The sequence below is a fragment of the Candidatus Eisenbacteria bacterium genome (genome assembly GCA_035577985.1).
Lineage (GTDB): Bacteria > Desulfobacterota > Binatia > DP-6 > DP-6 > DATJZY01.
Map to the genome: position 1 here is coordinate 36,349 of DATJZY010000014.1, position 13,669 is coordinate 50,017.

Below are 13,669 nucleotides of genomic sequence, written 5' to 3' on the forward strand. Positions count from 1 at the left end.
GGGGCGGGCGGGAGCTCCGCATGACTGCGACTGCGTGCGTGGGTGAGGGCGCCGGTCGAGCGGCATCGCCGCGCGTACCCAGCATGCCGCGCCGGCTCCGCCGGCCGCGGCACCCCGCCCGCGCGAGCCACCGAAGGCTCCACCCTCGCGTCCTCTTCCGACCCGAGCCGTGGCTCGGGTCGGGGTTCTAGAAGAGCCGCTGCTGCTCGCCCGCCTGCGGCGGGCGGCGGAAGGCGTCGGTCCGCAGCGGCGGCAGCGGCTCGTCGAGGCCGTGACGGCGGGCACCCACCCGGAAGAGCTGCGCGATCTGCTCGGCGTAGGGTCCTTGCCCCCGCATGCGCCGACCGAACTGCGCGCTGCTGATGGCGCCGCCGCGCGTGTCGCGGATGCGATGCAGGACGCGGCTCTTCTTCTCGGGGAAGTGATCGCCGAGCCAGCCCTCGAAGATCGCGTCGAGGGGCGTCGGCAGCCGCAGCAGCACCCACGAGGCGCTGCGCGCGCCGGCCTTGGCGGCGGCTTCGAGGATGCGCGGGATCTCCTCGTCGTTGAGCCCGGGAATCACGGGCCCGATCAGGACGGCCGTCGGGACGCCCGCCGCCGTGAGGCTCGCGATGGCGTCGAGCCGGCGATGCGGCCGCGCGGCGCGCGGCTCCAGCCGACCGGCGAGCTCGGCGTCGAGCGTCGTGATCGAGCAGAACACGTGCGCCGCCCCGTGGCGCGCGAGCTGGCCGAGCAGGTCCGCGTCGCGCGCGACGAGGGCCGACTTCGTGACCACGCCGACCGGGTTGCGGAACTCCGCGAACACCTCGAGGCAACGGCGCGTGATCCCGAGCGTGCGCTCGACCGGCTGATAGCAGTCGGTGTTGCCCGAGAGCGATACGAGCTCGGGCTCCCAACGCGGTGCCAGAAACGTCTTCCGCAGCAGCTCGGGCGCGTCGGGCTTCACCATGATGCGGGTCTCGAAGTCGATCCCGGCGTTGAAGCCGAGCTGCTCGTGCGACGGGCGGGCGTAGCAGTAGCCACAGCCGTGCTCGCAACCGCGATACGGATTGAGGCTCCATCGGAACGGCACGTCTGGACTGTGATTCTCCGCCAGGACGGTGCGGCTCGCGTCGCGGTAGTAGTGCGTCGCGACCTTCTCCGGCAGGGTGCGGCCGGTGTCGGGATCGGGCTCCAGCTCGACGTGCAGCTCGTCGTAGCGGTTGGGCGGCGCCGCGTCGGTGCCCCGTCCCTTGATCACGAGGCGAAAATTAGGCGAAGCCGAGCGTCGGGTCAATCCCTCTCTCGTTGCGAGGCTTGTCCGAGCGGATCGCTCAGGGGACGCAGGCGAGCTTGAGGGTGTCGGCGTCGCGCAGTCCGCTGCCCGTACCCATCGTGCGCGCCCGCAGCGTGAGCCGCCTTCGCACCGGCACCGCGATCGTCACGTCGGCAGCGCACGCGCCGAGCGCCGTGAGCGGCGGAGAGAAGGTGACGGCGGCACCGGCGACGGTCGACGGCGCGAGCGCGGCGACGGACGCGAGCAGCGCCGTGACCCCGGCGTCGGCCGGATCGACCTTGCCCGCGAGGCTCCAGCTCCCGACCGCGGCGGGGCTGCACTTCGCGAAGCGGGCGTCGGCCCGGTTGAAGCACGCCGCGACCGTGAAGACGCAGGTGCCGTTGCGCGCGCCGTCGCCGTCGCAGCCCGGGTCGCCGTCGCGGCACTTCTGCCGCGGCGGGAGCACGCCCGATTCGTTCGGCCCACCGGTCGTGCTGGCGAGCCGCCACTCGCCCAGGCAGTCGGTCTTGCGGGGGCCGCCGCCGGGCACGAAGAACGCGGGGTCGCAGCCCGCGAGCGTCAGCGAGCAGGTCTCGGTGCAGGCGAGCTCGCCCCCGGCATAGCCGATCGACTCGCACGTGCGGTCGCCGAGATCGCCACCGTCGCACTCCTCCTTGCCGTTGATCGCATCGTTGCCGCACAGCGTGCACGCGCTCGTGTCGTAGTGGCACTGCACGCAGGCGAGCTTGCCCTTGACGAAGCCGAGCGACGCGCACGTGGCCCCGCCGAGCGCGCTACCGTCGCACTCCTCGCCCTGCGAGATGATCTCGTCGCCGCACAGGGTCGGCGGCAGGGGGCCGGTCTTGCCGGCGTTGCTCTCGAGCACCGGATCGAGGGCGCCGGTCCAGTCCGCCCGGTTCTTCCCGGTGAGCTGAGTCCGCCGCAGCACGCGATTGTCGGGCGTCACGCGCGTCGGCACGCCGAAGGCGAAATTGTCGCCCGTGAACGTCCCGTACGCGATGCAATCGACGGGTGCGAACCCGCTGCTCGTGACGACCGCGTAGCACACCCGCCCGTTGCGCGGGCGCAGGAACCCGGCCGGCAGCACGAAGTCCGGCTCCACCCCGGCGGCGTCGCCCGCCTTCGCCGATGCCACCAGGATCTTGGCGTTCACGACCCCGCGCGCGACGTTCTGCGTGAGGATGGCGGTGCGACGCCCCTCACTCGAGCCCGTCGCGTCGTCGAAGACGAGCGCACCGACGTTCGCGACGGCGTTCTGCCCCGCGTCGAGCATGCGCAGCTCGACGTACTGCATCTCGTCGTCGCCGAGCCAGCTGCCGAGGATCTCGTCGAGCACGATCCGCGTCTGGGCACGCGCGAGTCCCGTCCCCAGGAGCACCCCCACCGCCACTACGAGCAACCGCATCATCGACCTCTACCTCTGGGCACGCCCCAACGCACACCGCGAAGCGACTTCCAGGTACCATGAGTAATCGCACCCCACAATTCGGCGCAGGATGTGCGGAGATGCTTGACTACCGGACCGGATCAGAGGAATTTTTCGAGCCGTGCTGAGAAACGGACGGGCCCCGCTGTTCGGCATCACCGACCGCAAGCGCAAGCCCCGCAAGACCGGCCTGACCCAGGTGCTCGACAAGGGCCTGTCGACGGCCGAGATCGAGAGCATGCTCGAGGTTGCGGCCGACTTCGTCGACATCGTGAAGTTCGGCTGGGCGACGTCGGTCATCGTCCAGAACCTCGACGCCAAGCTCGAGACCTATCGCCGCCACGACATCGACGTGTGCTGCGGCGGGAGCCTGTTCGAGCTCGCGGTCGTGAAGAAGCAGCTCCCGGAGTACATCGCGTTCCTGAAGGACCACGGCTTCGAGCACGTCGAGGTGTCCGACGGCGTCATCGAGATCTCGCGCACCGAGAAGCTCAAGTACATCGAGCGCCTGTCGCGGCACTTCACCGTGTTCTCCGAAGTCGGGCGCAAGGATCGCACGAACGTCGTCGCGCCCGCGCGCTGGGTGAAGGACATCAAGGAGGAGCTCGCGGCCGGCGCGTGGAAGGTGATCTGCGAGGGGCGCGAGTCCGGCACGGTCGGCATCTACCAGGGCACCGGCGAGGTGAAGGCCGGCCTCATCCAGGAGATCGAAGCGCAGATCAATCCCGGCCGCGTGATGTTCGAGGCTCCGCAGAAGCACCAGCAGGTGTGGCTCGTGAAGCACTTCGGGCCGAACGTGAACCTGGGCAACATCCCGCCGCGCGACGTCATCTCGGTCGAGACCATCCGTCAGGGTCTGCGGGCCGACACGCTGCTCTTGATGCATGCGGATTCAAAGGCTGCAGCTGCTCGACGGCGCCCGGAGAGCGCGCGGGCTCACCGTCATCATTGACGTCTTCCGTGCCTTCAGCACGGCGGCCCATGCGTTCGATCGCGGCGCAACGGAGGTCGTGCTGGTGGGCGGGGTGGAAGACGCCTTCGCGCTCCGGCGGCGCTGGCCCGAGGCTCGTCTCATGGGCGAGGTGCACGGACGGCGCGTCGACGGCTTCGACTTCGGCAACTCGACGAGCGCCATCGCGCGCGCCGACCTCGCCGGCCGCCGCCTGATCCAGCGAACGAGCGCCGGCACGCAGGGCGTCGTCGCGGCGCGGAACGCCGAGACGATCCTGCTCGGCAGCTTCGTGTGCGCCGCCGCCATCGTCCGTTACGTCCGTCGGGCGGCGCCGGAGCTCCTCTCCCTCGTCGCCATGGGCATGCGCGCCGAGCGCCCGGCGGCCGAGGACGATGCCTGCGCCGACCTCATCGAGGCGCGCCTCACCGGCCGGCCGCTCGACGAGACGGCGCTCCTGCGCGACCTCGTGCACGGCGGCGCCGGCGCCCGATTCGAGGAGGATTCCGAGGACTTCCCCCGCGCCGACGTCGAGCATTGCCTGCGGCTCGACACGTTCGACTTCGTGATGCGTGTCGACTCCCGCGAGGGTCTGCTCGTCGCGACGCGCGTCGATGTTTGACCCCGCCCGAGGCCGGGACATACATTTCGCCCCCGGCATGCAGCCCGCGAGAGACGACGCGCCGCCGGCGCCCGCGACGGCGCCCCGCCACGTGCTGTTCGTCGAAGGCAGCCTGGGTGGCGTGGTCGGCGGCTCGCTGACGGGCATCCTCGAGCTGCTGCCCTACCTCGACCGGCGGCGCTACGAGCCCGCGCTCGTGCTGGCAGAGTCGAAGCCCGGCCTCTCGCTCCCGGACACGACGATCCACGTCCTCGACCCGCGGAGCGACGCGGGGCCGGTGACGCTCGCCACCTCGCTCCTGCGCACGCTCCGCCGCGGCGTGCAGGTCTTCACGGTCGTCGTGCCGCGGGCGCGCGAGCTCCATGCCCTCTTCCGTCGCGAGCGCCCGGCGCTCGTCTACCTCGCGAGCGGCCTCAACTCGAACCTCGCGACGGTGGTCGCGGCAGCCCGCACGGGCGTGCCCGTCGTGTGCCACTTCAAGGGGTTTCGCCGCATCGGGCCGGTGGATCGCTTCCTGTCGCGCTGGATCGCGGTCGCGATCACCATGACCGACGAGATCGCGGCGCACTACCGCGCGCGCCGCGTGCACGCGCGCCGCTTCGTCACCATCTACGACGGGATCGACCCGACGCGTTTCGCGTCCGGCGGCGGCGCGGCCGTGCGCCGCGAGTTCGGCATTCCGGACGGCGCGCCGCTGGTCGGCATCGTCGGCCACATCCAGGAATGGAAGGGGCAGCTCCTGGTCGCCGAGGCGGTCGCGCGCGCACGCCGCGACATGCCGGAGCTGCGCTGCCTGGTCGTGGGCGGCGTGCACAAGTTCGGCGCCGAGTACGCGGCGCGCCTGCGGGCGCGCATCGCCGAGCCCGACCTCGCCGGGCACGTGATCCTCACCGGCGCGCGGCGCGACGTCGCGGCCTGCATGGACGCCATGGACGTCGTGATCCACGCCTCCAACCGCGAGCCCTTCGGCCGCGTGCTGCTGGAAGCGATGGCCGTCGGGCGTCCGGTGATCGCGCCGCGGGAGGGCGGACCCACCGAGATCGTCGCCGACGGCGAGACGGGCCTGCTGGTTCCGCCGCGCGACGCGGGCGCGCTCGCCGCCGCCATCGCGACCCTCCTTCGCGATCCCGCACGACGCGCCGCCATGGCGCGTGCCGCGCGCGCCCGCGTCGCCGCGGTCTTCGACATCCACGCCCATGCGCGCGCCGTCGAACGCGTGTTCGACGAGATCCTCGACTCCCCGACCGGATCCCGCCCGTGAGCCCCGAGAGCGCCACGCGCAAGGTGCTCGTCCTCGGCAAGAGCGATTCGAGCTTCCTCACGGTCATCCGCTCGCTCGGCCGCAAGGACATCGAGGTCCACGTCGCGTGGTGCCCGCGCGATGCCGTGGCCCTGCGCTCGCGATACGTCGCCGCCGTGCACGAGCTGCCGCCCTACTCGCCCGAGGACGACGCGTGGAAGAAGGCGCTGATCGCGCTCTGCCGGCGGGAGTCCTTCGACCTCGTGATCCCCACCAACGACCCGACCATCATCCCGCTCCAGGAGCATCGCGCCGACCTCGAGCCGCACGCGAAGTTCTACCTCTTGAGCGAGAAGGCGTTCGAGATCGGCTACGACAAGCTGAAGAGCTACGAGGTCTGCAAGGCGCTCGGCGTGCGCTGCCCGCGCTACGCGATCCTGCGCGTGCCCGCCGATCCCGCGGCGGTGCTGCGCGACTTCCGGCTGCCCGTGGTGGTGAAAGCGCGCTCGTCGTTCCGCGCGGAGGACCTCGGCGACCGCCGGCGCACCCGCGTCGCGCGCGACGAGGCGGGGTTGCGCGAGTTCCTGCGCATCCTCGAAGGGCGCGCCGACGACGTCCTCATCGAGGAGTACTTCGAGGGCGACGGCGGCGGCATCGACGTGCTGTGCGCCGACGGCGAGGTCGTCCACGCCTTCCAGCACCTGCGGCTGCACGAGGGACGGACGTACTCGTCGGCGCCCTACCGGGTGAGCGCGCCGGTCCACCCGGGGATGCTCGAGGACACGCGCAAGTACGTCCGCGCGCTCGGCTACACCGGCGTCCTCATGCTGGAGTTCCGCCTGAACGCGCAGACGGGCGAGTGGATCTTCCACGACTTCAACGCGCGCTTCTGGGCGGCGCTGCCGCTCACCGTCGCGGCGGGCGCCGACTATCCGTACTGGCTCTACCAGGTGCTGGTCGAGGGCAAGCGCGACTTCCCGCCCGACTTCCGCGTCGGCATCGCGTGCCGGAACTGGCGGCTCGACCTCCTCTGGTTGAAGGAGTGGCTCGGCCTGCCGCCCGCGGAGCGGACGCCCGCAGGCGAGATCGCGAAGGAGCTCTGGCGCGCGCTCACGTTCCGCGAGTGGATGGACACGCTCACGCTCGACGATCCGCGTCCTGGCCTGCTCGACGTCTCCCGCATCGCCGGACGTCTCGGCCGCAACCTCGGTCGCGTCGCCGGCATCCGCGCCCGTCCGGCGCCTACGACCTGAGGGCGGCGAGACCGGGCATGCGGCGCGCCATGCGCCGCGCGGCCCGTGCGAGATCGCCCAAGTCGGTTCGCCGGACGAGCAGCGTCTCGCGGAGCCCGAGCCCCGACTCCCGCACGAACGCGTAGAGCAGGATGAGCGACGCGGTGCCGTACGAGATCCCGTTGGCGAGCGCGGCGCCCTCCGGGCCGAAGCGGGGGTCGAGGAGGAAGTTGAGACCGACGTTCAGCACGAGGGCCGTCACGGCCGCGAAGATGTTCACCTCCTGCTTGGCGCGGCTCGTGAACTGGCGCGAGAGGATCTGGTAGAGCGCCATCAGGAGCGCGCCCGGCAAGAGGATCAGCATCGGGCGGATCGCACGGTCGAACTTGTGGCCGTAGAGGAGCGGGATGCCGATCGGTCCCGCGATCGCGAGCCCGAGCGCGCCGAGCGCCGTCAAGAAGAGGGTGTTCCGGCAGACCCGCGTCGTCGCCAGCTCGGCCTCGCGCTGCTCGGAGCCGGCCAGACGCGGGAACAGCACCGTGCCGGTCGCGTCGGGGATCTTCAGGAGCAGGCTCACGATGTTGACCCCGATCATGTAGAAGGCGACGTCGGCGGGGCTCCGGAGATAGGCGAGCAGGTACTGGTCGATCCGCAAGTGCAGCGTCGCGGCGAGGGTCTGGACGTAGGACTTGGAGCCGAAGCCCAGCATGTCGCGCAGGAGGCGCGTGTCCATCCGCACCTGGAGCGGCGCCTCGCGATGCACGCGCACCGTCAGCCAGATCGACGTGAAGACGACGATGGCGGCCTGTGCGAGAACGGCCGCCACGAGCCCCCGCTTCATCACGACCAGCACGACGAACATGCCGACCAGCGAGAGCAGGTTCGGCACGATCTGGCGGATGTTGTACTCGTGGAACCGCTCCTGTGCCTGGGCGACGCCCAGGAGGTAGAACTGCAGGAGCGCGAACGGCACGAGCGCGAGCGTCGGGAGCACGAGCGACGCCGGGCACTCCTTCAGGATCTTGGCGAGCATCCAGTCGCGCCAGATCCACGCCACGACGGCGATCGCGGTGCCCATCGTGAAGGCGAACCACAGCGAGTTCGACGCGACGGCCGACGCCGACGCGCCCTTGCGGCGCATGAAGTAGACGCTCGCCTGCGGGATGCCGAGCTTCACGAAGTTCGAGAGCGTGGTCGGGAGCAGGGTCAGGAGCTGGAAGAGCCCGCGGTTCTGCGGTCCGAGCCAGCGCGCCGTGATGACGCCGGTCAACATGCCGATGGCGGTCATGGCGACCTGACCGCCGAGCACGCGAAGCGCGTCCCGCACGAAGCGCGGGGGACCGGGCGTCGCCTTCTCAGCCACGCGGGGCTCCCGGCGCGACGTAGAGCGCATAGCCGCCGGCGGCGAGCACCGGCGCGCCCAGCCGATCCGTCGTGGCACGCCACAGCGTCGTCACGCGCTGCTCGAAGGGATCGGCCGCCGCGTCGAGCCCCTTCACGTCGACGGCGACGTGCGTGGCGCCGAGGGCGCGCAGGGTGTCGAGCAGTGCGTCGGGCGTCGTCACGGTGCGGAAGTCGACCATGCCCTGCTCCAGGTACGAGAGCAGCACGAAGGGGCGGTCGATGTAGTACGGATGCGGGATCTTCTCCAGCACCACCACCTTCCCGGCCGGCGGCACGGCGCGATTCGCCTCGCGCCAGAAGAGGTAGCGATCGGAATAGGCGGCGAGAAACGCGTCCGGCGACATGCGGCCGAACGCGACCCGCACCTGATCGGGCCACATCGGTCGCAGCATGCGCGAGGTGAGCGCGACGTCGCCGAGCACCGTACCGAGCACGATCCACCCGAGCAGCCGGCGGCCCACGAGCGCCTCCGCCCCGGCGACCGCCGCCGTCATCACGAGCGCCGTCCCGGGCAGGACGTAGCGGGGATGCGCCCACGCGCCTGCGGCGATGATCGCGCCGTAGGCGACGCCGATCGCCCCGATCGCCGGCGCCTGCCATCGCGACCGCACGAGCAGGAGCACCGCTGGCGCGAACGCGAGCGGGAACGGGCTCACGTCCTGGCCCTGCCGCTTGCCGTTCTCGAACGACTCGGGATGCATCGTGAGATCCCACGGGAAGCGCAGCACCTCCAGGCCCACGTACGGCTTCCCACCGCGATCGCCGGCTTCCCGGGTGCGGTACTGGTCGTAGTACGTGTCGAGGTAGGCGGCGGCCTCGGCGCTCCAGTGGCGTCCCGGAAACGCGCCCTGGCCGAACGGATAGAGGGGATTGCCGGTGTCGATCGCGTTGCGCACGTAGCACGGCGCGAGCAGCACGAGCGCGATGACGCCGTAGGCGAGCGCGTCCGCGATGCGACGGCCGAGCGGCCGGCGCCGGCGCACGAGCACGACGAGGACGCCGATGCCGACCAGCGTCGGCACGAGAAGCCCCATCACCTTCGACGCGCCGCCGAAGCCGGCGAACACCGCCGTGCGCCGCAGATCGCCGGCGCGCCCGCTCGCCGCCCAGTCGAGCCACGCGCTGGTCGCGAGCGCCGCGTACAGGACGACGCTCATGTCGGCGCCCGAACGCGTCATCTGCGACCACGTCATCGGCATGGTGAAGAAGAGCGCACCGGCGAGGACGCCGAGCCCCCCGCCGAGGTGACGGCGTGCGAGCGTCGCGAGACCGAGCGCCGCCATGACGCCCGCGACGGCGTTCACGAGGCGGGCCAGGTCCTCGCCGCGCACCGCGTAGGCGATCGCGAACAGGAAGTTCTGCAGCCATTGCTGCTGGCCCCAGAACGACCACGGGGTCGCGACGAGCCCGCCCGCCTCCGCGTACAGCCGCGGGAAGGCGAGGTGATACTTCGTCTGATCGCCACCGACGGGCGGCGCGAACCACGTCGGCGCTTCGGCGAGCAGGACGAGCCCGCAGATGGCGACGAGCACCCACGCGAGGCCGCCGCGTGGAAGCCGCACGGCCCCGAGTGCGCGCACGAGCGTCCTGCCGCCCGCCACGAGCGCGGCCGCTCCGGCGACGGTGAGCGGGAGCGGCCGCAGCATCTGGAGCGCCGCCAGGCCCAGGGCGACCATGCTCGCGAGGCCGAGGCCCGCCGCGAGCCCGGCCAGCAGATGATCGCTCTCCTCCGCCGGCAGCGCATCCGCCGTGCGCAGTGCGACGAGCCCGGCCGCGGCGCTCGCGGTGAGGATCACCGCGAGCAGCGCGACGTCGATCACGGTTGTCCTCGCAGGTAGCCGAGCCAGTAGACCGCGTAGACGGCCGCGGCCCAGGCCGCGAGCACGACGCGCGTCACGCCCGGCATGGGGTCGGAGAATACCCGGCGGCCCGCCGGATGACGAGCGGCGCGGCTACTGCTCCTGCTCCGCCCACTTGATCTTCACGCGGTACTTCCCGATGGCGCCTGGCCAGACCCGGGCTTCGCCGGCCGCGCCCGTGTACGGGTTCGCGAGGCCGAGCTTCACGACGGTCCGCCCCTCCTCGCTCTCGACGCGGCTGTTCGTGACGACGATGCCACCGCGCCCCAGCTCCTCGATCGTGACGCTCTTGGCCGGCGTCGGCTGCTCGCCCTGCTCCTCCCACTGCAGCCACTCGAGCACGACCTCGCTGCGCATGTTCCGGCGCCCGCCGCTCCGTACGACGACGCGGAAGATGCCCGAGCGGCCGCCCTCCTCCCACGTGCCGCCGGTCGCGATGTCGGACACGGCGGCATCCACCGGCGGCGCCGGTGGGCGCGCCGCAGGCGTGCTGGGCGCGGGACGCGGAGCCGGCTTCGGCGCTCGCCGCGCGCACCCCGCAAGGAGCACGACGGCGACCAGCGCGACCACCGCGGCGACGGGGCCGAACGTTCGGATCATGGCCTCACATACCCCGCTTGAGGCTCCCGGTCAGGTCCTTTTCGACGTGTGCGCCGCCGCGCGCGACCGCGTCGTCCCCGAACCGCGCGACCAGCCGGTCGAGCGCCGTGTTGAGCGCCGCGCGGCGATCGACGCCGGGGGCGAAGAGCCCGAGCTGTCGGGCGCCGCTCGCGACGATCCCGCTCGCCGCGACGCCGACCAGGCGGATCGCGCCGCGCGGCCGATGCGCGTCCCACAGCGTGAGCGCCGCGTCCGACAGGACCTTGCCGTCGTCGGTCGGCGCGCCGAGCGTCGTGCGCCGCGTGAGCAGGCGGAACTTGCCGGGCCCGATGCGCTCGGCGAGCTTCATCTTCAGTACGACGACGCGCCCGCGCACGCCGTCGTGACGCAGGCGCCGCGCGACCGCCTCCGCATGCGCGATGATGGTCGGGCGGACGACGTCGTCGTCGCGCACGTCCGCGCCGAACGTGTTCTCCTCGCCGTACGACTTGGCCTCGCGATCGGGCTCGACCGCGCGCGGGTCCTCGCCCCGCGCGAGCTGCCGCAGATGCTCCGCGGCGGGGCCCGCCACGCGGCGCAGGGCCGCATCGTCCAGGGCCGCGAGATCGCCGATCGTGCGAATGCCGCGGCGCTCGAGTACGGCGCGCGTGACCGGCCCGACGCCCCACAGTCGCCCGACGGGCAGCGGATCGAGGAAGGCGCGCACCTGGTCGGGCCGCACCTCGTAGAGCCCGTCCGGCTTCGAGACGTCGCTCGCGATCTTCGCGATCATCTTCGCCGGCCCGATGCCGACCGAGACGGTGAGCTCCGTCGCCGCCCGCACGCGGTCCTTCACGAGGCGGCCGATGGCCAGCGGCTCGCCGAAGAGCCGCTCCGACGCGGACACGTCGATGAAGGCCTCGTCGATCGAGAGCGGCTCCACCTCGGGGCTGACGGTCTCGAAGATGGTGCGGATCTCGGCGCCGACGCGGCGGTACTTCGCCATGTCGCCGCGTACGAACACGCCCTCCGGGCAGAGCTTCCGCGCCTGGGCCGTCGGCATGGCCGAGTGGACGCCGTAGCGACGCGCCTCGTACGACGCGGCCATGACGACGCCGCGCCCGGAGGTGCCGCCGACGATGACCGGACGCCCGCGCAGCTCGGGACGGTCGCGCTGCTCGACGGACGCGTAGAACGCGTCCATGTCGGCGTGCAGGATGACGCGCGGGTCGCTCACGAGCCGAACCAGTCGTGCACCTTCGCGCGCGCCTTGGCCTTCACGTCGGGCGTCACGTAGACGCTCACGATGAGGAGCGCCACCAGCATCGTCCCGAGATCGTCGGTGTAGCCGATCGCAGGCACGAAATCGGGGATGACGTCGATCGGGATGACGAAGTACGCGAGCGCCGCGTAGATGACGCGCTTCGCCCACTCCGGCGTCCCCGGATGCTGGGCGGCGTAGTAGAGCCGCAGCGCGCGCTCGACGACGAAGCGCCCCGCGACGCGGGCGAAGCGACCGAGCTTCGAGAACAGCCGCTCCGCGGAGTAGCTGCCCACGACCTCCGGTGTGCGTACCTCGTTCGCCATGGCGGCGTCGTGCCCTCATGCCACGGCCGGCGACACCCTCCAACACGACGACGGGGCGACGCTCAGTCGAGGATCGAGTCGGCGAAGCGGCGGCCGTAGTACACGCCGGCGGCGGTACCGAGGATGCTCACCATGTAGGCGGTCATGAAGCCGACCTTGGCGCCGATGATCCAGCCGACCCAGCCGCCGGCGGTGGCCCCGATTCCCGCGAAGAGCCGTCCCATGCGTCCACTACGCCACCCGGGCGCCCGAGTTGCGAGCGCCGCGGCGCTGCGGCCTAATCCGGGCCATGTCGCATGCGTTCGTCGTCGCGACCGCCCGCACGCCGATCGGGAGCTTCGCCGGAACGCTCTCCGCGCTCGCCGCACCGGCGCTCGGCGCCGCGGCGGTGCGCGCCGCGGTCGAGCGGAGCCGCATCCCCGCGGACGCGGTCGAGCAGGTGATCATGGGCAACGTCATCGGGGCCGGGCTCGGGCAGGCCCCGGCGCGGCAGGCGGGGATCGGCGCGGGCATTCCGACCTCGCACGGCGCGCTCACCGTGAACAAGGTGTGCGGCTCGGGCCTGGTGGCGATCGGCCTCGCCGCCCAGGCGATCCGGCTGGGCGAAGCCGAGGTCGTCGTCGCCGGCGGCATGGAGAGCATGAGCAACGCGCCCTACCTCCTGCCGCAGGCGCGCGCGGGGTATCGGCTCGGCCACGGGCGCGTCGTCGACGCGATGATCCACGACGGCCTGTGGGACCCGTACGACGACTTCCACATGGGCAGCGCGGCCGAGCGCTGCGCCAAGAGCCACGACGTGTCGCGCGCCGCCCAGGACGCGTACGCGACCGAGAGCTACCGCCGGGCGCAGGCCGCGATCGCCGAGGGCCGCTTTCGCGACGAGATCGTCGCGGTCGAGATTCCGGGACGGCGCGGGTCCACGCGAGTCGACACCGACGAGGAGCCGGCGCGTGTCGACTTCGATCGCATCGGGAGCTTGAAGCCCGCCTTCGAGGCCGGCGGCACGATCACCGCCGCGAACGCATCCACCATTGCGGACGGCGCCGCGGCGGCGCTGGTCGCGAGCGAGGCGGCGTGCAAACGGCACGGCCTCGCGCCGCGGGCCCGCATCGTCGCGACGGCGAGCGCCGGACGCGCACCGGCCGAGTTCCCGATCGCACCCGTCGACGCCGTGCGGCAGGTGCTGGAGCGCGCCGGCCTGTCCACGACGGACATCGATCTGTACGAGATCAACGAGGCGTTCGCGGTCGTCGCCATCGCCTGTATGCGCGCGCTCGGCCTCGACCAGGCGCGCGTCAACGTGCACGGCGGCGCGATCGCCCTCGGCCATCCGATCGGCGCCAGCGGTGCCCGCGTGCTGGTGACGCTGCTCCACGCCCTGGAGCAGCGTGATCTCCGCCGGGGTCTCGCCACCCTCTGCCTCGGCGGCGGCGAGGCGATCGCGATGGTGATCGATCGCGAGGTCTAGGATACCGACCCAAGACGGAGTCTCGGG

General features: G+C 72.1%; 13 protein-coding genes. 5 read left to right on the plus strand and 8 right to left on the minus strand.

Annotated features, from left to right (window positions below):
• Positions 1-187: 187 nt before the first annotated feature.
• Both VMS22_01620 and VMS22_01625 read right to left on the minus strand, forming a co-directional pair.
• Positions 188-1,240, minus strand: a complete 1,053-nt coding sequence (locus tag VMS22_01620; protein HXJ32712.1) for a PA0069 family radical SAM protein — start codon at positions 1,238-1,240, stop codon at positions 188-190.
• A gap of 73 nt (positions 1,241-1,313) precedes the next feature.
• Positions 1,314-2,681, minus strand: a complete 1,368-nt coding sequence (locus VMS22_01625; protein ID HXJ32713.1) for a hypothetical protein — start codon at positions 2,679-2,681, stop codon at positions 1,314-1,316.
• 142 nt (positions 2,682-2,823) lie between these two features.
• Between VMS22_01625 and VMS22_01630 the strand changes: the two genes are divergently transcribed.
• The 4 genes from VMS22_01630 to VMS22_01645 are packed head-to-tail and all read left to right on the plus strand — an operon-like array spanning position 2,824 to position 6,766.
• Positions 2,824-3,654 (plus strand): phosphosulfolactate synthase, encoded by an 831-nt coding sequence (locus tag VMS22_01630; GenBank protein ID HXJ32714.1) that lies wholly within the window; start codon positions 2,824-2,826, stop codon positions 3,652-3,654.
• The gene (locus tag VMS22_01635) at positions 3,587-4,273 is read left to right on the plus strand and encodes a 2-phosphosulfolactate phosphatase (GenBank protein ID HXJ32715.1); all 687 of its coding nucleotides are present in this window, start codon (positions 3,587-3,589) and stop codon (positions 4,271-4,273) included. Before VMS22_01630 ends, VMS22_01635 begins: the two co-directional genes overlap by 68 nt.
• A 37-nt stretch (positions 4,274-4,310) precedes the next feature.
• Entirely contained in the window at positions 4,311-5,534 is a 1,224-nt protein-coding gene (locus tag VMS22_01640) for a glycosyltransferase family 4 protein (GenBank protein ID HXJ32716.1), read from the plus strand.
• Positions 5,531-6,766 carry an ATP-grasp domain-containing protein gene (locus VMS22_01645; GenBank protein HXJ32717.1) on the plus strand — a complete coding sequence of 412 codons (1,236 nt, stop codon included), beginning with the start codon at positions 5,531-5,533 and terminating at the stop codon, positions 6,764-6,766. Before VMS22_01640 ends, VMS22_01645 begins: the two co-directional genes overlap by 4 nt.
• Here VMS22_01645 and VMS22_01650 read toward each other — a convergent pair.
• The 6 genes from VMS22_01650 to VMS22_01675 all read right to left on the minus strand — a co-directional run bounded on the left by VMS22_01650 (position 6,756) and on the right by VMS22_01675 (position 12,398).
• Complete coding sequence (locus VMS22_01650) at positions 6,756-8,108, minus strand: oligosaccharide flippase family protein (GenBank protein ID HXJ32718.1); 1,353 nt, start codon at positions 8,106-8,108, stop codon at positions 6,756-6,758. The two genes, VMS22_01645 and VMS22_01650, sit on opposite strands and share 11 nt — an antisense overlap.
• Positions 8,101-9,969 carry a glycosyltransferase family 39 protein gene (locus VMS22_01655; GenBank protein ID HXJ32719.1) on the minus strand — a complete coding sequence of 623 codons (1,869 nt, stop codon included), beginning with the start codon at positions 9,967-9,969 and terminating at the stop codon, positions 8,101-8,103. Before VMS22_01655 ends, VMS22_01650 begins: the two co-directional genes overlap by 8 nt.
• Before the next feature lie 132 nt (positions 9,970-10,101).
• Entirely contained in the window at positions 10,102-10,608 is a 507-nt protein-coding gene (locus VMS22_01660) for a hypothetical protein (GenBank protein HXJ32720.1), read from the minus strand.
• Positions 10,609-10,612: 4 nt separating this feature from the next.
• Positions 10,613-11,824 (minus strand): DNA polymerase IV, encoded by a 1,212-nt coding sequence (dinB, locus tag VMS22_01665; protein ID HXJ32721.1) that lies wholly within the window; start codon positions 11,822-11,824, stop codon positions 10,613-10,615.
• Positions 11,821-12,174, minus strand: coding sequence for a YkvA family protein (locus VMS22_01670; GenBank protein HXJ32722.1), 354 nt, complete (start codon positions 12,172-12,174; stop codon positions 11,821-11,823). Before VMS22_01670 ends, dinB begins: the two co-directional genes overlap by 4 nt.
• 62 nt (positions 12,175-12,236) lie before the next feature.
• The gene (locus VMS22_01675) at positions 12,237-12,398 is read right to left on the minus strand and encodes a hypothetical protein (protein HXJ32723.1); all 162 of its coding nucleotides are present in this window, start codon (positions 12,396-12,398) and stop codon (positions 12,237-12,239) included.
• A 65-nt stretch (positions 12,399-12,463) separates the two neighbouring features.
• Between VMS22_01675 and VMS22_01680 the strand changes: the two genes are divergently transcribed.
• Positions 12,464-13,642 (plus strand): thiolase family protein, encoded by a 1,179-nt coding sequence (locus VMS22_01680; GenBank protein ID HXJ32724.1) that lies wholly within the window; start codon positions 12,464-12,466, stop codon positions 13,640-13,642.
• Positions 13,643-13,669: the final 27 nt, after the last annotated feature.